The following is a 20889-nucleotide window of genomic DNA, read 5'->3' as shown; positions in this document are numbered from 1 at the left end:
GGATAGGTCCCTCGACAAGACCCATCCTTGCTGGTCAGGAGCACTTTTCAGTTGATCAACACCCGGTCACGCCGCTCTCCCGTGAAAGCCCCGGGCTAACGGCCCGGGCGGGTCGCTCCCCCACCGGCGCGGCGCTGCGGCACCTGCACGAGGTAGACGGTCGCCAGGCCGAGATCGCGGCGCGCGTCAGCGGCCCGCCCGCTATCCAGCGGGTCAACTGACTCCTGCCGTGTATATCCACCATGCCTGGCGCTGCGAGGCCAGGCGTGCGTCGATCAGCCGGATAGGTTGCTTCCCTTCCACAGCTTTGGAAACCGACGAAATAGTCCGGCTACGACAATGAGGGCAACCGATGACCACGCTTCGCGTCAGGCTGATCCTGCTGGCCGCCATACCTCTGGCGCTCACCGCCTGCTCCAGTGAGGACGCATCAGAGACGGCACCAGCATCCCCGGAGGTGCTGACGCTCCCCGATGGCACCGAGGCCACCGCCGCACAACAGGCGTACCTCGATCAGGTCCAGCCTCACCTGTCGCCAGCGAACGAGAACGACACGCTCGGCGTGCTCGACTCCGGCGAGATCAGTGTCTGCGGTATCTGGAAGAACCCGTCGTCACTGGAGGCCCGGGCGCAAGCGGTCCCGATGTTGTTGGACGCCGGATACGACCGCACCGAGGCAACCGTGATTTACGACGCAGCCGTGGAACACCTCTGCCCCGAGAAGTAGCCGCCCCCTCCTACTGAGCGCGAACGCCCGACAAAGGGGCCATGCTGCTGCACTCCCTGGCGATCACCATGCTTGATCTCGACCTCGGCACGGCCCGTTCAGCGGGCCGTCCCGAGGTCGAGATCCGAGACCCGTAGTCATCTTGAGAGGCAGGGCGCTGCGGGGAACCGCCGGCGCCCCCGGGGGGAGGCCCCCTCTCCCCCGGCGTTGCAACAGCGCCGTGGCGGTGGCACGGAAGCGGGCCGTGCCCACTTCCGTGCCACATGTCCGCCCGTCTCGCTACGGCCGAGCCTCACTGAGTAGCAGCTCACCGGCTCGGGGCCGACGGCGGCCCGGAGCGCGGCTGTCCGCGCCCGCCAACTCGGGCACCTCTCGTCGTGGGCGAGGAACGGCCCGGTGGGCAGCCACAGAAGCCGGGACGCGCAGTCCGGGCACGGCGGGACCGTGGGCCGCTTGGCCCTCCGGCGGTTGCTCACATCGCACCGTCCTCGCCCGGCTTGTACCGGCACTCATTGCAGCGGGCGTAGTCCTTGCCGCCAGGCAGCCCCTTCCCGCACCGCTGGCACGGCGCCTTCGGCCGCTTGCGCGTCCGGCCGGAGGTATCGGAGGAATGGGAGGGATGGCCGGAGCCCCCTCCCCGTAGAGCGCGCCTATCCGCGTCTGCGCTGTCAGAGGCAGAGTTTCCCTTACGCGTAGGGAAGGGGGATTCCTCCGATACCTCCGATACCTCCCGATTCTCCAGGTACCAGCGGCCCAGCTTCCTCTGCGTGCCAACGGCGGACTTGACCAGGACCAGGCCGTCGAACACCTGGCTCCGCTTCTTGGCGTACGCCTTGCCCAGCTCGCGGCCGTAGCCCATCGCGCTCGGGTCGTCCATCCCCGGCGGTGGCTCGGGATTGTTCGACCGGCGCAGCTTCTCCACAACCTCGGCGACCGTGAACGCCTGCCCTTCGCCGGTGCCGAACGTCTCAGCCAGCCAGGCGAAATGCTCGGACCAGTGCTGCCGGTCGAAGTCCGACTCCGAGCGCCATTCCACGAGGTTGCCCAGGAAGCCCTCCACGCCGGCGTTGTCCAGGACGCCGCCGACGATGCCGCCCCACGCCTCGAAGCTGCCGAACCGGCGACCGGCCGGGTTCGTCTTGCCACCGGCGGCGAACCATGCCCGGACCAGTGTGAGGGCAGCGGCCAGCAGTCTGGCACGGTTCTCCAGCGTCCATTCCTTGATGTCGGGGTGCCGGAACGAGTCGGCGTCGCGGTCCTGCGGATTGGCCGTCTTCGGTGCCAGCCGGATCCGGAAGACGCGGCGGCTCACGTCGCCGTTGACCACCACGTTGTTGCCCAGCGCGACCCAGGTGATCCGGTTGGGGAACTCGGCCATCGCGCTCACGCCGAGCACCCGGTCGGAGTACGTGATCGAGGTAATCGCACGGGCGAAGCTGCCGCCCTCGATGACGTGCGCCTCGTCGAAGACGAACAGCTCGGCACCGGATCGGAAGGCCGACGTGATGACCTTGCGGTTCTCGTCGTCGCCCCGGTTGTAGGGCAGCGGCTGCGCCGGGCGGCCGGTGGTCAGGATCGACAGCAGGTCGGCCACGAGGTTCTTGCCGACACCCATCTGCAACCCGTCCACGACCGCCAGCGGGGCCAGCGGCACCAGGCCGCGCACGAGCGGGGTGAGCATCAGGCCCAGCAGGTTCGCCCGGTCGGCCGGTTCGGGCAGCGAGGGCATGAAGTCGCCCAGCCACTCGTCGGTCAGCAGCTTCACGGCCGCCGCCACGTCTTCGGCCGTCGGCTCCTCCGGCACCTGCAACCCGTCCAGCGACTCGTCCAGCGCCACGAACGTCCGGGTGGCCGCGTCGTACCCGGAGGTCTGGCAGATCGAGCCGTCGGGCCGTACGAACGGCACACGGCTGATTCGGTCGAGTAGCGTGAATTCGTCCGCCGAGGACAGCAGCGCGCCAACTGTCGGGCCGGCCGGGTCGGCGTAGGCGGCCTCGCCCTTGGCGTTCGTGGCTACCGTCGTCGCCGACTCGGCGATAACCCGGTGGAGGCGGCCGACGACGACCGGCTCCACCGTCGCGCCCGGCTTCAGCTCGACCAGCACGCCGCCGTAGCTGAACAACCGAGTGCCATCCCACCGCTTCAGCGCAGTCAGCAGCGACGTGATGACCTCGTGGCGGTCGCCGTTGACCTCCACCAGCGGCCGGTTGTTCGGCGCGGTGATCTGCCGCGCCTCCTTCGGCTTGGCCTTCGGCTTGGTCGGCAGGTTGCCCTTCGCATCGTCAATGAGCCGCTCAAGGTAGTCGGCCCGCTTCTCCGGCGACCGCTTGCCGAGCCAGTCATCCAGCCCGGCTTTCCCCGAAGTCGGCAGGACGGCGAAGCGGACGCTGACCGCATCCTCCAGCGCGAGGGCGTGGCCGAACTTCTCCGCTGCGGTCCAGACCGCGAGGTTTCGGGACAGGTCGCCGTCGAAGATCACCACGACCTCTCGCCCCTCCACGACAGACAAGTCCTCGACGGGCACCCCGTCGCTCGACCAGGTGCGGCACCCGGCCAGGGCGTAGACCGATGCCCCCGGCGGGGCGTAGGCGGCGGCGACCCTCGCTTGGAAGGTGCCCTCGGCGAAGATCACGAGGTTGGGGTTCGGCGCCTCGCGTACGACGCCGATGACGGAGCCAACGCCCTTCGGCATGAGGTACTTCCGCTCCTCGCCCTCCACGACGAGCGGCGTGTCCGGCCGGAGCTGGGGAACGACCCCCTCCCCGGAGAGCCTGCGCCACGGGATGACCAGCGCGGGCACGGCTGCCTCCCCGGCCCACCGGAACTCCTCGGGTAGCTCGTCGCGCGTGGTCACCGAGTAGACGCCGAACCGTGCCGCGTCGTCGGCGGTCAGCCCTCGCGGAGCGAGCACGTCGCGGGCGTGCTCGGGAGTAATTTGGGGACCAGAGCTGCCCGGCTCCTGGCCCGTTCCCGCTTCGGCGGGGGCGGGCCGCGTCATGCGCTCACGTCCGACGGGTCGCAGCGGACGGCCAGGGCCTCGACCTCGGCGGCGTCCAACCGGAGCAGATGCCCGCCGACGCGGTAGGCGGTCAGCTTGTTCTCGGTCAGCCAACGGCGGATGGTGCGAGGGTTGACGCCGTAGAAGTCGGCGGCCTGCTCGACCGTGTAGTAGCGCCGGGCGACCGGCGGCGGGTTGTGGGGTGCGCGCTGGGCGCGCCGGACAGGGGCGGCAGTAGCCACGACGGCTCCATCGAGATTCGATCCTCGACGGCTCCCCCCGGCGCGTCCCCGGGTTCCCGTCATGCGTCCGAGGTCGCGCCCTCGGCTGCGGCGTCTGAGCGTTCGTCTGTCGCCTGTGGGCCTCACGTGCACAGCGGCACGTCCCAAGGCATCAGTCTACACGGATGCCGCGACTCGTCACGCTATGTGATTGACGTACACGGCAGACCGGCTGCCATCGCTACCGAGCGTCATAGCGTTGTGGGCACGCAGGTGGCACGGCCGGGGACGAGAAAGGCCCCTGACCAGCGTTTCCGCTGGCCAGGGGCCTGATCCTTCGGTGGGCGATACTGGGTTCGAACCAGTGACCTCTTCCGTGTCAAGGAAGCGCGCTACCACTGCGCCAATCGCCCGATCCGGTCAGCTGACCGGCTCCCTCCTCCGCGCTCGTGCCCCGCGAGGAAGCGACGAGGTGGAGACGGGATTTGAACCCGTGTAGACGGCTTTGCAGGCCGTTGCCTCGCCTCTCGGCCACTCCACCGCACGCGGGCACCAGTCTCTCGACCGGTGCCCGAGGTTCCGAGCGGACGACGGGATTCGAACCCGCGACCCTCACCTTGGCAAGGTGATGCTCTACCAGCTGAGCCACGTCCGCGTTACGAGAAAGAACTCTAGCGGACGTCCCGAGGGGGTGTGCAGGGGGGGTCCCCCCGCCCCCTCCCAGAGGGTGCCGCCGGAGCGTTCTCGCAGGTCAGCGCCCCGGCGAGTCGGGTCCGCCGTTGGACAGCAGGGCGTCGAGCTCCTGGTCCAGCTGGAGTAGCGCGCTCTCCGACCCGGACGGCACCAGCGCCTCGGTGTGCCGAAGGAAGGCGGCGACCGTCGCGCGGGACAGCTCGAAGAGCGCCTCTCCGGAGGGGGCGCGCAGGTGCAGGTACAGCAGGTCCGCCGTCGCGCGTGCCGGCCAGATGCGGACGTCGCCGTCGCCCGCCGGGCGCTCGAGCCCGGCCTGGAGCAGCTCGCGGCTCACCAGCCAGGCGATGCCCTCCTCACCCTCGGCCGCGCTCTCGTCGGCGTCACCGAAGGCGATGCGCACGGCGTACGGGTCGGAGGGGTCGTAGCACAGCAGGGCCGGGACCTCGGTCCACGACCGCGGGCCGACCAGCTGAAGAGTGATGGGGGAGATGTGGCCCGGGGTCCATCGGCTCGTCATGACAGTTCCAACGACCGCAGTTGGCAGAAGTGACGTGCTTCGTGTCGTCGAGTCACACCAGCATCATGCGCCACAGACGGGTGTTCTGAACCTCGAGCGCGCGTCCTTCCGAATGCCTCGTGTGACCATGGGAGCCGTGAGCCGACCGGTCCTCCGGCCGGAGGACGGCGTCGGCGACGACGAGATCCTCCGGCGCATCCGCGCCGGCGACCGGACCGCCGTCGACGATCTGTACGAGCGGTTCCACCGGCCGGCCTTCGCGCTGGCTCGGCGGGTCCTGGCGGACGACGGTCTGGCCGAGGACGTGCTCCAGGACGTGTTCCTCGGGATCTGGCGCGATCCCCACGCCTACGACCGGGCGCGGGGCAGCTTCTCGTCGTGGCTGCTGGCCGTCGTGCACCACAAGGCGGTCGACGCCGTCCGCCGCGAGGAGTCCCAGCGCCGGCGGCAGGGCCGGGCCGAGGACCAGGCGGTGCTCGAGGAGCCGGTGGCCGCCCGCGACGTCGAGGACGACGCGTGGTCCCGCATCGTCTCCCGGGAGGTCCGCGCCGCACTCGGTGAGCTGCCCGCGGCGCAGAAGGAGGCGCTGACGCTGGCGTACTACGGGGGCTACACGCAGCGGGAGGTGGCCGCGCTGACGGGGACGCCCCTGGGCACGGTGAAGACGAGGATGCTGGCCGGCATGCGCAGGCTGAGGTCGGAGCTCGGTGGGCTGGGTGGCCTCCCGGAGGCTGGCTCGCCGGTGGACGGGACGACGCGATGAACGGCGAGCACGCGTACGACGAGCTCGCGGTCGGCTGGGCGCTGCACGCCCTCGAGCCCGAGGACGACGCCCGCTTCGCGCGACACCTGCCCACGTGCGACCGCTGCGCCCGCACCGTGGCCGAGACGTCCGAGGTCATGGCCGCGATGGCGCACGACCTGCCGGCCGCCGAACCCTCGCCGGCGCTCCGGGAGCGCCTCCGCGCCGCCGTCGAGGAGACCGAGCAGCTGCCGCCCCGGGCACCCGCCGCCCCGCCGTCCGTCCTCCCGCGCGGTCGAGCGGACGAGCCGACCCCGGCCCGGCGGACGCTGCTGCCGAGGGTGCTCGTCGCGGCTGCCATCGCCGCCGTCGTCGGGCTGGGCGCATGGGTCGCCGCGGTCGACCGGGCCCGCGACGACCTGCGTTCCACCGTGGCCGCCCAGGAGCAGGCAGTGGCCGAGCTGCTGCAACCCGGCCGGGCCACGATCGCGCCGCTGACCGCCGACGAGCGGCAGGTGGCGACCGTGGTCGTCCGGGAGGGCGCGGTGCAGGTGGTCGCCGACGGGCTGGCGCCGAACGACACGTCGTCCTCGACCTACGTCCTGTGGGGGCTCGGCGCGGGCGACCCCGTGGCGCTCGGGGCGTTCGACGTCGCGCGTTCGCAGATCGAGGTGCAGACCGTAGGCTCCGGGGAGACCGGCCTCGACGGCTTCCCGGAGTACGGCATCAGCATCGAGCCCGGTCGGCAGGCTCCGTCGGCTCCGACGGAGGTAGTCGCGACCGGGCAGGTGACCAGCTGAGCGCGCGAGAGACGACGACGGCACCCGTGGGCGGACCTCGGCGCCGTCCGGAGACCCCGGCGGAGCGGCGTGCCCGGTTCGACGCCGACGAGGTGCACAGCCTGCGCGAGCGGGTCGCCGAGACCCGCTGGCGCCGGCGGCTCGCGCTGCGCCGCGGCATCGACCACTCCTACCGCGTGGGCGTGGGCATCGTCGGCGGGCTGGTCGTCGTCCTGGGCCTGATCACCATCCCGCTGCCCGGCCCGGGGTGGCTCACCGTGATCGCCGGCCTCTTCATCCTGGCCACCGAGTTCACCTGGGCCGAGCGGCTGCTCGCCTTCACCAAGCGCCACGTCGCCCGCTGGACCGGGTGGGTCGCCGCCCAGCGGATCTGGGTGCGCCTGCTGATCGGGCTGGCGACCGCGGCCTTCGTGTACGGGATCCTGGTCGTCGGCCTGCACCTGATGGGCGTGCCGGACTGGGTGCCGGGGTGGGTGCCGCTCTGGCGGTGAGCGTCTGGCACAATCAGACGCGCAACGGGCGATTGGCTCAGTGGTAGAGCGCTTCGTTCACACCGAAGAGGTCACTGGTTCGAACCCAGTATCGCCCACCGAGAAGAGCCCCAGGACGCCGGACGGCGCCTGGGGTTCCGTCGTTCTGGGGGAGCTCAGGTCCGGTCGGGCACCCGGCGCTCCGCCACGACGCGCTCGCCGTCGGCGACCGTGACGAATCCCACCCCGCGCAGGAACTCGAGCGCCCCGGACCCCTCGGCCGCCGCCCGGACCCGCGACGCACCGGCCTCGGCCGCCCGCTGCAGCAGCACCTCCGCCGCAGCCCGCCCGATCCCCCGGCCGCGCGCGTCCCGGACCAGCCAGAGGCCCGCCTCCAGGACGCCCGGCTCGCCGGCCTTCCGCAGCCGAGCGCCACCGACGACCCGGTCCTCGTCCTCGGCCACCTCGACGACGGCCCACGTCGCCTCGCGCCCCGGCCCGTCCAGCCCTGCCCGCCGCTCGCGGTGGAACGCGCGCAGCCGCTCGACCTGCTCGGGTGACCACCGCTCCCCCGGTGCGGCCCGCGGCACGACCTCGTGGACGTCGGCGCCGTCCAGGGCCGCGGCCACCAACCGCGCGAGCACCGCCTCGGTGACCGGGACCAGGTCGACCCCGACCAGCTCCCCCAGCCGCGCCTCCTCCCGTCGAAGCCGTCGCCACGAGGCCAGCGCCAGGCCGAGGTAGAGGACGGCGAGCACCGCCCACGCCCAGCCGGTCCACCCCAGGTCGTCGCCGTCCGCCGACTGGGACGCGGCCAGCGCGGCCCACACGACACCCAGGCTCCCCTGGACGCGCATCTGGGTGCGCGCGCCGGCGAGCTCCTGCCGCGCCTGCCGCCGGCGCCGGACCAGCGAGCTGGCGTCAGCCACGGGCCGGCTCGACCCGCTCCGCCCAGAACCGGTCGACCTGCGCGGCCAGCTGCTCGAGCGTCCCGCTGTTGTCGAGGACCACGTCCGCGACCGCCCGCCGCTGCTCGTCGGTGGCCTGGGCGGCGATCCGGGCGCGGGCGTCGGCCTCGGTGAGGCCCCGCGCGACCAGCCGCGCGACCCGCGTCTCCCGCTCGGCCTCCACCACGACGACGAGGTCGTAGCTGCCCGCCTGCCCGGTCTCCACCAGCAGCGGGACGTCGTTGACGAGCACGGCGTCGTCCGGGGCCGCGGCGACCAGCTCGGCCGTGCGCTGGCGCACCAGCGGGTGGACCAGCGCGTCGAGCCGCCGCCGTGCGACGTCGTCGGAGAAGACGATCGCCGCGAGGGCGGCGCGGTCCAGGGAGCCGTCGGCGGACAGCACGCCCTCGCCGAACTCCCCGACGACGGCGGCGAGCCCGGGGGTGCCGGGTTCGAGCACCTCGCGGGCGATCCGGTCGGCGTCCACGAGCACCGCTCCGCGTTCCACGAGCAACCCGGACACGGTGCTCTTCCCCGAGCCGATCCCGCCGGTCAGTCCGATCCTCAGCACGCACGGACAGTAGCGACCGACCGGCTGGAGGTCACGGAGAGGTAACACGCGGCCGACACGCGGTCGTTGTTCGCTCCAGTCACACGCGCACCACCGTTAACGTCTGCCCCGGCGATCTTCCCCGCCCAGAGAGGCAGAACCAGACCATGTCCCGTAGCACCCCCGTCGCGTCCCCGTCGTCCCGCGCCGCCGGCCGGCACCGGCTCGGCTCCGCCTCGGGCGTGCGCTGCGCCGACATCCCCGCCGTCCGCGAGCGCATGGCGTTCCAGCGCCCGGCCGTCGCCCACCGCAGCTCGCTGCTGCGCTGGATGTTCTCGACGCCGACCACCGGCCGGCACACCTGGAGCTTCCTCGCGGGCTCGGGCGGCCGCCCGCGTACCGCCTTCGCCATCATCCTGAGCCTCTGAGCCCCCGCCCGGGAGGGCGAGGGACGAGCAGGCCGCCGGGCTCCCCGCGCTGTCCTGCGCTCCGCCGGGAGCATGCGCGCGGTACTGGTACCCGGCGCGCACGGAAGGCCCGTGGACATCGGTCCACGGGCCTTCGTCGTACCCGGGTCACCTCGACCCGCGGGACGACGGAGGCCCAGGACCGGCGATCGGTCCTGGGCCTCCGACGTGCGGTGCTGCGCGGGTCAGACCCTCAGGTCACTCGCCGCCGGCCAGCTTGGCGCGGAGCGCGGCGAGCGCCTCGTCGCTGGCGAGCGTGCCACCCGTGCTCGGGGCGTCCGGCGTCGCGTCGGCGCTGGAGTAGCTGCCGCCGGCCGCCGCCTCGGCGTCGGCCTCCTTGGCCGCCGCGATCTGCTTGCGGTGCGCCTCATAGCGGGCCTGGGCCTCGGCGTACTGCCGCTCCCACGTCTCGCGGGCCTCGTCGTAACCCTCGAGCCACTCGCCGGTCTCGGCGTCGAAGCCCTCGGGGTAGATGTAGTTGCCCTGCTCGTCGTAGGACGCGGCCATGCCGTAGGCGGCCGGGTCGAAGGTCTCCTCGTCGCCGACGACACCCTCGTTGGCCTGCTTGAGCGACAGCGAGATCCGGCGGCGGTCCAGGTCGATGTCGATGACCTTGACCAGGATCTCGTCGCCGACCTGCACGACCTGCTCGGGGATCTCCACGTGGCGCTCGGCCAGCTCGGAGATGTGCACCAGGCCCTCGATGCCCTCGTCGACGCGCACGAACGCACCGAAGGGGACGAGCTTGGTGACCTTGCCCGGCACGACCTGACCGATCTGGTGCGTGCGGGCGAACTGGCGCCACGGGTCCTCCTGCGTCGCCTTCAGCGACAGGGAGACCCGCTCGCGGTCGAGGTCGACGTCGAGGACCTCGACGGTGACCTCCTGGCCCACCTCGACGACCTCGGACGGGTGGTCGATGTGCTTCCAGGACAGCTCCGAGACGTGCACCAGGCCGTCGACGCCGCCCAGGTCCACGAACGCACCGAAGTTGACGATCGAGGAGACGACGCCGCTGCGGACCTGGCCCTTGGCGAGCTTGTTGAGGAACTCGCTGCGCACCTCGGACTGGGTCTGCTCCAGCCACTGGCGGCGGGAGAGCACGACGTTGTTGCGGTTCTTGTCCAGCTCGATGATCTTCGCCTCGAGCTCGCGGCCCACGTAGGGCTGCAGGTCGCGGACGCGGCGCATCTCGACCAGCGACGCCGGGAGGAACCCGCGGAGGCCGATGTCGAGGATGAGGCCACCCTTGACGACCTCGATGACGGTGCCGGTGACGACCTCGTCGGCTTCCTTCTTGGCCTCGATCGTGCCCCAGGCGCGCTCGTACTGCGCGCGCTTCTTGGAGAGGATCAGCCGCCCTTCCTTGTCCTCCTTCTGGAGGACGAGGGCTTCCACCTCGTCGCCGACGCTGACGACCTCGTTCGGGTCGACGTCGTGCTTGATGGACAGCTCGCGCGAGGGGATGACGCCCTCGGTCTTGTAGCCGATGTCCAGCAGCACCTCGTCCCGGTCCACCTTGACGATGACGCCCTCGACGATGTCGCCATCGTTGAAGTACTTGATCGTCTGGTCGATCGCCGCGAGGAAGTCCTCCGCGGTGCCGATGTCGTTGATGGCGACCTGGGGGGTGCTGGAAGGACGGACCTGAGTGGAGGTCATGTGGTTGGTTGCTCCGGACGGTTTATGCGTAGGGACAGGACGACCCGCGGCCGACAGGCCGCGGGGAGGTACAGCGGGGAGAACCGGCGCGGGCATTCCCGGTGGGGAAGGTCACGACAGACCTCTGGCGCTCCCCCATCGTACGGACGCCCGGACCGTCCGGTCCACCTGGGTGCGACCCCTCGCGCCCGGCCGGCGGCGTGTCACGATCGGCGTGTCATGAGCGTCCTCCCGCCCGGCCCGGGCCTGCCCCTCGGCAGCGACGGCTACCCCACCGCCGGCGGGGTGGCCCGGCGCGACGCCGGCGTCGAGGAGTCGGCGCGGGCCAACCGCCGCTGGTGGGACGCCGCCGCCCCGGCGTACCTCGCCGAGCACGGCGCCGACCTCGGCGACGTCGATTTCCTGTGGTGCCCCGAGGGCCTGCGGGAGGCGGACGCGCACCTGCTCGGCGACGTCGCCGGCCGACGGGTGCTGGAGGTCGGCTGCGGTTCGGCGCCGTGCGCGCGCTGGCTGCGGCGGGCCGGGGCCGACGTGGTGGCGATGGACCTCTCGGGCGGGATGCTCGCCCGGGCCGCCGAGCTCAACCGCTCCACCGGGATCGCCGTCCCGCTGCTCCAGGCCGACGCGGGCGCCCTGCCGCTGGCCGACGCCTCGGTCGACGCCGTCTGCTCGGCGTTCGGCGGCCTGCCCTTCGTGGCGGACGTGGCGGCGGCGCTGCGGGAGGTGGCGCGGGTGCTGCGTCCGGGGGGCCGGTTCGCGGCCTCGGTCAACCACCCGATGCGCTGGCCGTTCCCCGACTCCCCCGACCCCGCGGACCTGCGGATCACGTCTTCCTACTTCGACCGGACCCCCTACGTGGAGACCGACGGGGCCGGCCGCGCCGTGTACGTCGAGCATCACCGCACGGTCGGCGACTGGGTGCGGGCCGTGGTCGGTGCCGGCCTGGTGCTCGAGGACCTGGTCGAGCCCGAGTGGACGCCCGGGCGCACGGAGGACTGGGGGCAGTGGTCGCCCGAGCGCGGCGCCCTGGTCCCCGGCACGCTCATCCTGGTCGGCACGCGACCCTCGACCTCAGGTGGAGGCTGAGCCGCCGGCGACGGGACGGCAGCCGTGCCGGACCCACAGCTCGTGCGCGGCCGCGGAGATCGCCGCGGTGAGCGGGACGAACAGCAGCGCCCCCGCGATGCCCCACAGCACACCGCCGACGGTGACCGCGATCAGCACCGTCGCGGCGTTGAGGGGCAGCCGGTTGCGCATCACGTACGGCTCCACGAGCGAGTTCCCGAGCTGCTGCACCACCACGACCAGCCCCAGTACCAGGGCCGCCGTGACCAGACCACCGGAGGCGTACGCCACCACCACGGCGACCAGCCCGGCGACGAACGCACCGATCGTGGGGATATAGGACGCCAGGAACTGCAGCGCCGCGAGGGTCAGCGCCAACGGGACGCCGAGCAGCAGCAGGCCGACGCCGATGCCCACGGCGTCGAAGACCGCCACGATGGTCAGACCGCGGACGTAGCCGCCGACGGTCGTCCAGGCCGCCCGCCCCGCGGCGTCGACGTCCTGGCGCACCCGGCCTCCGAACTTCCCGAGCAGCCAGCGCCAGATGCCCGGGCCGCCGTGCAGGAACAGGTAGGCCAGCGCCACGACGAGGAAGGCGGCGACCACCACCTCGAGCACCGTCCGCGCCGGCCCGAGCAGGTCACCGGCGCTGGTCCCGCCGCCGGAGCCGCCCCCACCGCCCCCGCCGGACGGGCCGAAGCTCGGCAGCTCGACGCCGAAGCGCTGCGAGAGGTCGGTCGACACCTGCTGGAACTGCTCCCGCAGGCGGGGCAGCTGGTCGGCGAAGCGCGCGCCGAGGGCCAGCAGCGCGCCGCCCAGGACGGCGACCAGCAGCAGCACCGCGCCGCCGGCGGCCAGCCCGCGCGGGGCGCCACGGCCATGGGCCCACTCCACGAGCGGCGTCAGGATGCCCGCGACGAGCAGCGCGATCAGGACGGCCACCAGCGGCAGCGTCACCTTGACCGCGAAGCCGGCGACGAGCCACAGCAGCACCACGAGGACGAGCAGCCGGCCGCCCACGGCCGACGACCGGACCAGCCAGGCGGGGACAGCGGGAGGGGTCGGAGCCGACGGGGGTGGAGAGCCCATGCCAACGGTGTGGACCGGAAAGCCGCTCCCGACACATCGGGCGCCCGTCCGGCCGGCATCGACACGAGACCGTGACGCGGACGCCCCGACCCGGGGACCGGGGCGTCCGCCGCCGTCAGTGGGCCGCGGCGTCCCAGCTCGAGCCGACACCGACGGAGACCTCGAGCGGCACCGAGAGCTGCGCGGCACCGGCCATCTCGCGGCGGACGAGCGCCTCCAGCGCCTCCTGCTCCCCCGGTGCCACCTCGAGGACGAGCTCGTCGTGGACCTGCAGGAGCATCCGCGACGCCAGACCCTCGGCCGCGATCGCCTTCTCCACGTTGAGCATCGCCACCTTGATCACGTCGGCGGCGGAACCCTGGATGGGGGCGTTGAGCGCCATGCGCTCGGCCATCTGCCGCCGCTGCCCGTTGTCGCTGGTGAGGTCGGGCAGGTAGCGCCGCCGGCCCAGGGTGGTCTCGGTGTAGCCGGTCTGCCGCGCGTCGTCCACCACGCCGTCGAGGTAGTCGCGGATGCCGCCGAAGCGCTCGAAGTAGGCGTGCATCTGCTCGCGGGCCTCCTCGACGGAGATCCGCAGCTGCCCGGACAGCCCGTAGGCCGAGAGCCCGTAGGCCAGCCCGTAGCTCATCGCCTTGATCCGGCGGCGCATCTCCGGGTCGACCTCCTCGATCGGGATGTCGAAGGCCCGGGAGGCGACGAAGGAGTGCAGGTCCTCCCCCGACGTGAACGCCTCGATGAGGCCCTCGTCGCCGGAGAGGTGCGCCATGATCCGCATCTCGATCTGGCTGTAGTCGGCCGTCATCAGCGACTCGTAGCCCCGCCCGACGACGAACGCCTGGCGGATCCGCCGGCCCTCGGCGGTGCGGATCGGGATGTTCTGCAGGTTCGGGTCGGTCGAGGAGAGCCGGCCGGTCGCGGCGATCGTCTGCTGGAACGTGGTGTGGATGCGCCCGGCGTCGTCGACCATCGGGATCAGCCCGTCGATGACCGTGCGCAGCCGCGTGACGTCGCGGTGGCGCATGAGGTGCTCGAGGAACGGGTGGCCGGTCTGCGCGAGCAGGTTGGTCAGCGCCTCGGCGTCGGTGGTGTAGCCGGTCTTGTTCTTCTTCGTCTTGGGCAGGCCGAGCTCGTCGAACAGCACGATCTGCAGCTGCTTGGGCGAGCCGAGGTTCACCTCGCGGCCGATGACGGCGTAGCACTCGGCCGCCGCCGCGGCGACCCCCTCGGCGAACTCGCGCTGCAGCTCGTGCAGGAAGTCGAGGTCGGCGGCGATGCCCCGGTGCTCCATCCGGCCCAGCACGAAGGTCAGCGGCAGCTCGATCTCCCCGAGCAGGTGCCCGCCCCCGCGCTGCCCGAGCACCTGCTCGAGGGCGTCGGAGAGGTCGTTGACCGCGACCGCCTTGAGGACGTCGGCCTTCGCGGCCTCGGCGGCGACGTCGTCCTCGCTGGGCCCCAGGCCGTCGAGGGTGAGCTGGGCCTCCTCCTCCGCGGCGTCCTTCAGCTCGCGGCGCAGGTAGCGGACCGCCAGGTCGCCGAGGTCGAAGGAGCGCTGCCCGGGCAGCGCGAGGTAGGCGGCGAGCGCGGTGTCGCTGACGACGCCGGCGAGTTCCCACCCGCGGGCCCAGATGGCCAGCAGCGGGCCCTTGACCTCGTGCACCACCTTGGGCCGGTCGGCGTCGGCCAGCCAGGCGGCGAGCGCCTGCTCGTCGGCCACGTCCAGCGCCGGGCCGAGGTCGACGAAGGCGGTGTGGTCGTCGGCCGCGGCGAGCGCGAGACCGGTGAGCTCGCCGGCGCCCCGGCCCCAGGTGCCGCGGAAGATCACCCCGGTCCGCCCGGTCCGTGCGTGCGCGTCCAGCCACTCCCCGAGCCCACCGGCCGGGACGTGGTCGACCGCGACGTCGAAGCCGCCCTCGACCTCGGGTTCGGCGCTGCTCAACGTGGCGAAGAGCCGGTCGCGGAGCACGCGGAACTGCAGGTTGTCGAAGAGGGTGTGCACCTCGTTGCGGTCCCACGGCTGGACGGCGAGGTCCGCCGGCCCCACCTCCAGCGGCACCTGCCGGTCGAGCTCGGTGAGCCGCCGGTTCTGCAGCACCGAGGAGAGGTGCTCGCGCAGCTTCTCCCCGACCTTGCCCTTCACCGTGTCGACCTGGTCGACCAGCGCGTCCAGCGAGCCGTACTCGCGCACCCACTTGGCGGCGGTCTTCTCCCCCACGCTCGGGATGCTGGGGAGGTTGTCGCTCGGGTCGCCCCGCAGCGCCGCGAAGTCGGGGTACTGCACCGGCGACAGGCCGTACTTGGCCTCGACCTCCTCCGGCGTGAAGCGCGTCATGTCCGAGACGCCCTTGCGCGGGTAGAGCACGGTGACGTGCTCGTTGACCAGCTGCAGCGCGTCGCGGTCGCCGGTGCCGATCAGCACGTCCATGCCCTGCTCGACGGCCTGCACGGTGAGGGTGGCGATGACGTCGTCCGCCTCGTAGCCCTCGGCGGTGATCACCGGGACGCGCAGCGCGCCGAGCACCTCCTGGACCAGGCTGACCTGCCCGCGGAAGTCCGTCGGGCTCTCGGCGCGGTTGGCCTTGTACTCCGCGTAGATCTCGCTGCGGAAGGTCTTCCGGCCGACGTCGAAGGCGACGGCGAGGTGCGTGGGCTGCTCGTCGCGCAGGATGTTGATCAGCATCGACGTGAACCCGTAGACGGCGTTCGTCGGCTGGCCCGTCGTGGTCGAGAAGTTCTCCACCGGCAGCGCGAAGAACGCGCGATAGGCCAGCGAGTGCCCGTCGAGGAGCAGCAGCCGCGGGCGCTGGGCGGGCGGGTGGGCCGTCGTGGAGGGGACTGCGGGTGCGGAGGTGGAGACCGGAGCGGACATCGCCGCCGATCGTAGTAAAAGGACCCCGTCGCCCCCCACGACTCGCACGCTCGCCGCGGGTCCCTGCGACGGGGCCACTACCGTGCCGTGCCGTGAGCACCCCTCCCCCGGACTGGCTGCCCGACGGCATCAGCAGCCCTCTCGACGACAAGCTCGGCGTGCGGATCACCGACTGGAATCCCGACCGCCTGGTGGCCACGATGCCGGTCGCGGGCAACGAGCAGCCCTTCGGACTGCTCCACGGCGGGGCCACCTGCACGCTCGCCGAGACGATCGGCTCGATGGCCGCGGCCGTGGGCGCCGGCCCGGACAACCAGGTCGTCGGGATCGAGCTCAACGTGAGCTACCTGCGCGCCGCGACCGCCGGCACGGTCACCGCCGTCTGCACTCCGGTGCGCCGCGGTCGCACGCTGTCCACGTTCGTCATCGACGTCACCGACGACGAGGGGCGGCGCACTGCCACCGCGCGGCTGACCTGCATGACCCTCGCCGCGCGGAACCGGAGCGGCCGCGACGGGGGCTGACCCGATCGGGCGGCGGGGTGCCGGTGCTGCGCAACTACGTGTGATGCGTTCGACACGGGGTGTCGCGGAAAGGTCACAGCTCGGCGCACTCTGGCGGCAGGACCGCACAACTACGTTAGGTTCCGACCTCAACGAATCCGCCGAGGAGGTCGAGTGACGCACCCGACGGACCGTGTCCGCCGGCACGGTCGACGAAGCAGGCCCGCACGACGAGGGTCTCCGACGCCGGCCGGTGCAGCCAGCCGCAGGGGCGTCACCGTCCTGCGCCTGCTGCTGGTCGCGCTGTTCACCGCCGGCCTGGCCACTCTGATACCCGGCACCGCCATCGCCCAGGGCGAGAGCGTCTCGGGCACCCTGCGCACCAGCCTCAGCGGCCCCATCGAGGGCGTCGAGGTCGTCGTCACCACGCCGGACGGCGACGAGGTCGGCACCGACGAGACCGACGAGAACGGCCGCTTCACCATCGAGGTGCCCGGTCCCGGTGAGTACACAGTCACCGTGCCCGAGGACGCGCTCCCCGAGGGCGTCGAGTTCAACGCCGGCAACAGCCGGACCGTCACCGTCGACCCGGGGCGCAACCAGGGCGTCATCATCGGCCTGGACGACGGCAGCCGCGGCTCGGGCGGCGGGACCGTCCGCTGGGTCCAGCTCTTCGTCGACGGGCTGCGCTTCGGGTTGCTCATCGCGATGGCCGCGGTGGGCCTGTCCCTCATCTTCGGCACCACCGGCCTGACCAACTTCGCGCACGGCGAGCTGGTCACCATCGGGGCGATCGTCGCCTGGTTCATCAACGTGGACGGCGGGGTGCCGCTCATCCCGGCCGCCCTGCTGGCGATGGTCATCGGCGCCCTCATCGGCGCGGCCAACGAGCGGCTGCTGTGGCGGCCGCTGCGCCGCCGGGGCACCGGGCTGGTGGCCGCGCTGGTCATCTCCATCGGCCTGTCGCTGCTGCTGCGCTACGGCTACCAGATCTTCTTCGGCGGCAGCTCCGAGGCGTACGCCGACTTCCGCGGCCAGCGCGCCGTCGACTACGGGCCGTTCAACCTCACGGACAAGGACCTGTACTCGATCATCATCGCGTTGGTGGTGCTCCTGCTGGTCGCCCTCATGCTGCAGCGGACGGCGATCGGCAAGGCGATGCGCGCGGTCGCCGACAACCGCGACCTCGCCGCCTCGTCCGGCATCGACGTGAACCGGGTGATCCTGGTCGTCTGGATGATGGGTGGCGCCTTGGCGGCGCTGGGCGGCGTCCTCCTGGGCCTGTCCGACGAGGTCCAGTGGGACATGGGCTTCCGGCTGCTGCTCCTGATGTTCGCCGGCGTGACCCTCGGCGGCCTGGGGACGGCGTACGGCGCGCTCGTCGGCAGCATCGTCGTCGGCGTCTTCGTGCAGATGTCCACTCTGGTCATCCCCAACGACGTCAAGTACGTCGGCGGGCTCCTGCTGCTGATCGTGATCCTCATGGTCCGCCCGCAGGGCATCCTCGGCAGCCGGGTTCGGGTGGGTTGAGCAATGGGTGAGTTCATCGACGCGCTGGCGATCGCCCTCAAGGCGGGGATCGGCTTCCAGGCGGTCTTCCTGGCCCTCCTGGCGCTCGGCATCAACATGCAGTTCGGCTACACCGGGCTGCTCAACTTCGGCCAGATCGCGTTCGCGATGGTCGGCGCCTACGGCATCGCTGTCTCGGTCAGCCAGTGGGGGCTGAACTTCTGGGTCGGCGTCGCGATCGGCATCGCCGCCGCGGTCGCGCTGGCGCTGCTGCTCGGCCTGCCGACGCTGCGGCTGCGGGCGGACTACCTCGCGATCGCGACGATCGCGAGCGCCGAGGGCCTGCGGCTGCTGTTCCGCTCGGTGTCGGCCACGCCGGTCACCAACGGCTCGCGCGGCATATCGGGGTTCAACAGCACGTTCCGGGAGCTCGCCCCGTGGGACACCGGCCGCCGGTACCGCATCCTCGGCACCTTCTGGAGCGGCGCGGACCTGTGGGTCACCACCGTCGGCTGGACCCTGGTCGCCCTCGGCTGCCTGCTCGTGTGGAGCCTGGTCCGCAGCCCGTGGGGTCGTGTCGTCAAGTCCATCCGAGAGGACGAGGACGCGGTCCGCGCGCTCGGCAAGAACGTCTACGTCTACAAGATGCAGGCGCTGGTCCTCGGCGGTGTCTTCGGCGCCCTAGGCGGCATGATCTACGCCATCGGCACCGGCTCGGCCACCCCCGACCAGTACCAGAACGCCAACACGTTCCTGGCCTACGCCGCGCTCATCCTGGGCGGTGCGGCGCGCGTCCTCGGCCCCGTCGTCGGCGCCATGCTGATGTACTTCATCATCCAGTTCGCCGACTCCGGACTCCGCAGCTTGATCGAGACCGGCGTCATCCCCGAGGGCCTGCTGTCGACGACCGACGTCGCCCAGATCCGCTTTGTCATCATCGGTCTCGGGCTGATCCTGCTGCTGGTGTTCCGGCCGCAGGGCATCTTCGGTGACCGACGAGAGGTGATGCTCGATGCCCGCTGAGCCCATCCGCACCGGCGCCACGGCGTCCAGGGACCGGCTCCCGGCCCGCGAGGCGCTGCGCGACGTCCCCTGGGAGGTCGGCGTCGCCAAGCCCGACCCGACGATCGTCGTCGATGGTGTAATCCGCACCTTCGGCGGTCTGACCGCCGTCTCGGTGGACCACCTGGAGATTCAGCGCGGGGGCATCACCGGCCTGATCGGCCCCAACGGGGCCGGGAAGACGACCCTGTTCAACCTGCTCACCGGCTTCGACCAGCCCGACGGCGGCACCTGGTCCTTCGACGGGCGCCCGCTGGGCAAGCTGGCCTCGCACCAGGTGGCGCGGCTCGGCGTGGTGCGCACCTTCCAGCTCACCAAGGCGCTCTCCCGGCTCACCGTGCTGCAGAACATGCTGCTCGGCGCCCAGGGGCAACGCGGGGAAGGCTTCTTCTCCGCGCTGGTCCCGGGGCTCTGGCGGGGGCAGGAGCAGGCGAACACGGAGAAGGCGCTGGAACTGCTGCGTCGCTTCAAGCTGGACGCGAAGAAGGACGACTTCGCCGGCACGCTCTCCGGTGGCCAGCGCAAGCTGCTCGAGATGGCCCGGGCGCTGATGAGCGACCCGAAGGTGGTCATGCTGGACGAACCGATGGCGGGGGTGAACCCGGCCCTGACGCAGAGCCTGCTCGGCCACGTCAAGGACCTGCGCGAGCAGGGCATGACGGTGATCTTCGTCGAGCACGACATGGACGTCGTCCGCGACATCAGCGACTGGGTCGTGGTGATGGCCGCAGGCAACGTGATCGCAGAGGGCCCGCCGGAGTCGATCAGCCAGAACCAGGCCGTGGTCGACGCCTACCTCGGCGCCCACCACGACGCCCCCCTCACCATCGAGGAGGAGGACGCGCAGCTGGCGGAGGCCGAGGCGTCGATCTCCCGGCAGGGCCGCGGGGGCGGCGAATCGCTCAGCTCTGACGCCACACACCGGAAGGGCGGCGACCGATGACAATCGACCCGGGCACGGGTGGGGACCCCCGCACGAGCACGAGCCCCGAGTACGAGTTCGACCGGCCGGTCGACCAGGGCCCGGGCGCCCCGGTGGACGCCGGCACGAGTGGCGCGACCGCCGGTCTCTCCCCCGCCGAGCTCGCCGCCACCCGGCCCGAGCACGCCCGGCTGGCCGAGGGGGCGCTGGTGCGGGCCGACGAGCTCATCGCCGGTTACGTGCCCGGGGTGAACATCCTCAACGGCTGCGACTTCTACCTGCAGGAGGGCGAGCTCGTCGGCATCATCGGCCCGAACGGGGCCGGCAAGTCGACGCTGCTCAAGACCCTCTTCGGGCTCATCCCAGTGCGCTCGGGCACGGTCACCCTTCGCGGGGAGGACATCACCTCCGCTCCCGCGCACCGGCTGGTGTCCCTCGGCGTGGGTTACGTGCCGCAGAACAACAACGTGTTTCCCTCGCTCACCATCGAGGAGAACATGCAGATGGGCGCCTACCTGCGGCCCAAGGTGTTCCGCGAGCGCTTCGACTACGTGACCGAGCTGTTCCCCATGCTCGGTGAGCGGCGCCGGATCAAGGCCGGGTCCCTGTCGGGTGGTGAGCGGCAGATGGTCGCCATGGGCCGTGCGCTCATGATGGAGCCGTCGGTGCTGCTGCTCGACGAGCCCTCGGCCGGCCTCTCCCCCGCCTACCAGGACGAGGTCTTCATCCGCTGCCGGCGGATCAACGCCACCGGCGTCTCGATCATCATGGTCGAGCAGAACGCCCGGCGCTGCCTGCAGATCTGCGACCGCGGCTACGTCCTCGACCAGGGCCGCAACGCCTACACCGCGTCGGGCGAGTCGCTCATGCACGACCCGAAGGTCATTGAGCTCTACCTGGGGACCCTGGCCAAGGCGCACTGAGCCCGGGCCGCACCACGACGGCGCCGGCACCCCACGTGGGGTGCCGGCGCCGTCGTGGTGCGGGCGCGCCATGGCCGTGACGGTGGCTCGCATATCGCAGAGCTTTCGTTTCGTGCCACGTGGGAACGCCTCACAACTTCAAGGGGCACCTGCCAG

The 20889-nt window shown here is 71.9% G+C and carries 20 protein-coding genes and 4 tRNA genes; 13 read left to right on the top strand and 11 right to left on the bottom strand.

Annotated elements, in window-relative coordinates; all coding sequences use genetic code 11:
* Nucleotides 1-221, top strand: a 221-nt coding sequence (locus E9529_RS13990) for a hypothetical protein (RefSeq protein ID WP_236831764.1), incomplete at its 5' end; no start/stop codon positions are given.
* Nucleotides 222-352: 131 nt separating this feature from the next.
* Nucleotides 353-727, top strand: coding sequence for a DUF732 domain-containing protein (locus tag E9529_RS13985; protein WP_236831763.1), 375 nt, complete (start codon nucleotides 353-355; stop codon nucleotides 725-727).
* A 472-nt stretch (nucleotides 728-1199) separates the two neighbouring features.
* Here the strand turns inward: E9529_RS13985 and E9529_RS13980 are convergent, their stop codons facing one another.
* The 6 genes from E9529_RS13980 to E9529_RS13955 form a co-directional block, all read right to left on the bottom strand.
* Nucleotides 1200-3725 carry a hypothetical protein gene (locus E9529_RS13980; protein WP_236831762.1) on the bottom strand — a complete coding sequence of 842 codons (2526 nt, stop codon included), beginning with the start codon at nucleotides 3723-3725 and terminating at the stop codon, nucleotides 1200-1202.
* Nucleotides 3722-3967 carry a helix-turn-helix domain-containing protein gene (locus E9529_RS13975; protein WP_236831761.1) on the bottom strand — a complete coding sequence of 82 codons (246 nt, stop codon included), beginning with the start codon at nucleotides 3965-3967 and terminating at the stop codon, nucleotides 3722-3724. The genes E9529_RS13980 and E9529_RS13975 overlap by 4 nt, the downstream gene beginning before the upstream one ends.
* A 320-nt stretch (nucleotides 3968-4287) precedes the next feature.
* Nucleotides 4288-4359: transfer RNA gene (locus E9529_RS13970), tRNA-Val, on the bottom strand.
* 57 nt (nucleotides 4360-4416) lie between these two features.
* Nucleotides 4417-4487, bottom strand: a tRNA-Cys gene (locus tag E9529_RS13965).
* Between the two features lie 41 nt (nucleotides 4488-4528).
* Nucleotides 4529-4601: transfer RNA gene (locus tag E9529_RS13960), tRNA-Gly, on the bottom strand.
* A 96-nt stretch (nucleotides 4602-4697) separates the two neighbouring features.
* Nucleotides 4698-5156 carry an SsgA family sporulation/cell division regulator gene (locus tag E9529_RS13955; protein ID WP_236831760.1) on the bottom strand — a complete coding sequence of 153 codons (459 nt, stop codon included), beginning with the start codon at nucleotides 5154-5156 and terminating at the stop codon, nucleotides 4698-4700.
* Nucleotides 5157-5283: 127 nt separating this feature from the next.
* Between E9529_RS13955 and E9529_RS13950 the strand changes: the two genes are divergently transcribed.
* The 4 genes from E9529_RS13950 to E9529_RS13935 all read left to right on the top strand — a co-directional run bounded on the left by E9529_RS13950 (nucleotide 5284) and on the right by E9529_RS13935 (nucleotide 7287).
* A complete protein-coding gene (locus E9529_RS13950) occupies nucleotides 5284-5919 on the top strand; it encodes a sigma-70 family RNA polymerase sigma factor (protein WP_236831759.1) in 636 nt (211 codons plus the stop codon).
* Nucleotides 5916-6698, top strand: coding sequence for an anti-sigma factor domain-containing protein (locus tag E9529_RS13945; RefSeq protein ID WP_236831758.1), 783 nt, complete (start codon nucleotides 5916-5918; stop codon nucleotides 6696-6698). Before E9529_RS13950 ends, E9529_RS13945 begins: the two co-directional genes overlap by 4 nt.
* Nucleotides 6699-6724: 26 nt before the next feature.
* Nucleotides 6725-7189, top strand: coding sequence for a TIGR02611 family protein (locus E9529_RS13940; protein ID WP_236831757.1), 465 nt, complete (start codon nucleotides 6725-6727; stop codon nucleotides 7187-7189).
* Between the two features lie 26 nt (nucleotides 7190-7215).
* Nucleotides 7216-7287: transfer RNA gene (locus E9529_RS13935), tRNA-Val, on the top strand.
* A 57-nt stretch (nucleotides 7288-7344) separates the two neighbouring features.
* On the opposite strand, the gene E9529_RS13930 is transcribed toward E9529_RS13935, so the two are convergent.
* Together E9529_RS13930 and coaE are read right to left on the bottom strand one after the other, a co-directional pair.
* Nucleotides 7345-8097 carry a GNAT family N-acetyltransferase gene (locus tag E9529_RS13930; RefSeq protein WP_236831756.1) on the bottom strand — a complete coding sequence of 251 codons (753 nt, stop codon included), beginning with the start codon at nucleotides 8095-8097 and terminating at the stop codon, nucleotides 7345-7347.
* Nucleotides 8090-8686, bottom strand: coding sequence for a dephospho-CoA kinase (gene coaE / locus E9529_RS13925; protein ID WP_236831755.1), 597 nt, complete (start codon nucleotides 8684-8686; stop codon nucleotides 8090-8092). The genes E9529_RS13930 and coaE overlap by 8 nt, the downstream gene beginning before the upstream one ends.
* A 146-nt stretch (nucleotides 8687-8832) precedes the next feature.
* Here coaE and E9529_RS13920 point away from each other — a divergent pair, with 146 nt between their 5' ends.
* Nucleotides 8833-9093: a hypothetical protein gene (locus E9529_RS13920; RefSeq protein ID WP_236831754.1), complete on the top strand. Its 261-nt coding sequence runs from the start codon at nucleotides 8833-8835 to the stop codon at nucleotides 9091-9093.
* Nucleotides 9094-9330: 237 nt separating this feature from the next.
* On the opposite strand, the gene rpsA is transcribed toward E9529_RS13920, so the two are convergent.
* A complete protein-coding gene (gene rpsA / locus E9529_RS13915; RefSeq protein WP_236831753.1) occupies nucleotides 9331-10794 on the bottom strand; it encodes a 30S ribosomal protein S1 in 1464 nt (487 codons plus the stop codon).
* Between the two features lie 219 nt (nucleotides 10795-11013).
* Here rpsA and E9529_RS13910 point away from each other — a divergent pair, with 219 nt between their 5' ends.
* Nucleotides 11014-11880 (top strand): class I SAM-dependent methyltransferase, encoded by an 867-nt coding sequence (locus E9529_RS13910; protein WP_236831752.1) that lies wholly within the window; start codon nucleotides 11014-11016, stop codon nucleotides 11878-11880.
* Here the strand turns inward: E9529_RS13910 and E9529_RS13905 are convergent.
* Both E9529_RS13905 and polA read right to left on the bottom strand, forming a co-directional pair.
* Complete coding sequence (locus E9529_RS13905) at nucleotides 11866-12879, bottom strand: AI-2E family transporter (protein WP_236831751.1); 1014 nt, start codon at nucleotides 12877-12879, stop codon at nucleotides 11866-11868. The two genes, E9529_RS13910 and E9529_RS13905, sit on opposite strands and share 15 nt — an antisense overlap.
* 184 nt (nucleotides 12880-13063) lie before the next feature.
* Nucleotides 13064-15814 carry a DNA polymerase I gene (gene polA / locus E9529_RS13900; RefSeq protein WP_236831750.1) on the bottom strand — a complete coding sequence of 917 codons (2751 nt, stop codon included), beginning with the start codon at nucleotides 15812-15814 and terminating at the stop codon, nucleotides 13064-13066.
* Nucleotides 15815-15906: 92 nt separating this feature from the next.
* Here polA and E9529_RS13895 point away from each other — a divergent pair, with 92 nt between their 5' ends.
* The 5 genes from E9529_RS13895 to E9529_RS13875 all read left to right on the top strand — a co-directional run bounded on the left by E9529_RS13895 (nucleotide 15907) and on the right by E9529_RS13875 (nucleotide 20733).
* The gene (locus E9529_RS13895; RefSeq protein ID WP_236831749.1) at nucleotides 15907-16338 is read left to right on the top strand and encodes a PaaI family thioesterase; all 432 of its coding nucleotides are present in this window, start codon (nucleotides 15907-15909) and stop codon (nucleotides 16336-16338) included.
* A gap of 153 nt (nucleotides 16339-16491) precedes the next feature.
* Entirely contained in the window at nucleotides 16492-17847 is a 1356-nt protein-coding gene (locus tag E9529_RS13890; protein WP_236831748.1) for a branched-chain amino acid ABC transporter permease, read from the top strand.
* Between the two features lie 3 nt (nucleotides 17848-17850).
* Nucleotides 17851-18849 (top strand): branched-chain amino acid ABC transporter permease, encoded by a 999-nt coding sequence (locus E9529_RS13885; protein ID WP_236831747.1) that lies wholly within the window; start codon nucleotides 17851-17853, stop codon nucleotides 18847-18849.
* Nucleotides 18839-19831 carry an ABC transporter ATP-binding protein gene (locus E9529_RS13880; protein WP_236831746.1) on the top strand — a complete coding sequence of 331 codons (993 nt, stop codon included), beginning with the start codon at nucleotides 18839-18841 and terminating at the stop codon, nucleotides 19829-19831. Before E9529_RS13885 ends, E9529_RS13880 begins: the two co-directional genes overlap by 11 nt.
* The gene (locus E9529_RS13875; protein ID WP_236831745.1) at nucleotides 19828-20733 is read left to right on the top strand and encodes an ABC transporter ATP-binding protein; all 906 of its coding nucleotides are present in this window, start codon (nucleotides 19828-19830) and stop codon (nucleotides 20731-20733) included. Before E9529_RS13880 ends, E9529_RS13875 begins: the two co-directional genes overlap by 4 nt.
* Nucleotides 20734-20889 lie beyond the last annotated feature (156 nt).

The sequence above is a fragment of the Blastococcus sp. KM273128 genome (genome assembly GCF_021698975.1).
Lineage (GTDB): Bacteria > Actinomycetota > Actinomycetes > Mycobacteriales > Geodermatophilaceae > Blastococcus.
The sequence above is the reverse complement of the archived record's forward strand: the minus strand, read 5'-3'. Positions and strand labels throughout refer to the sequence as shown.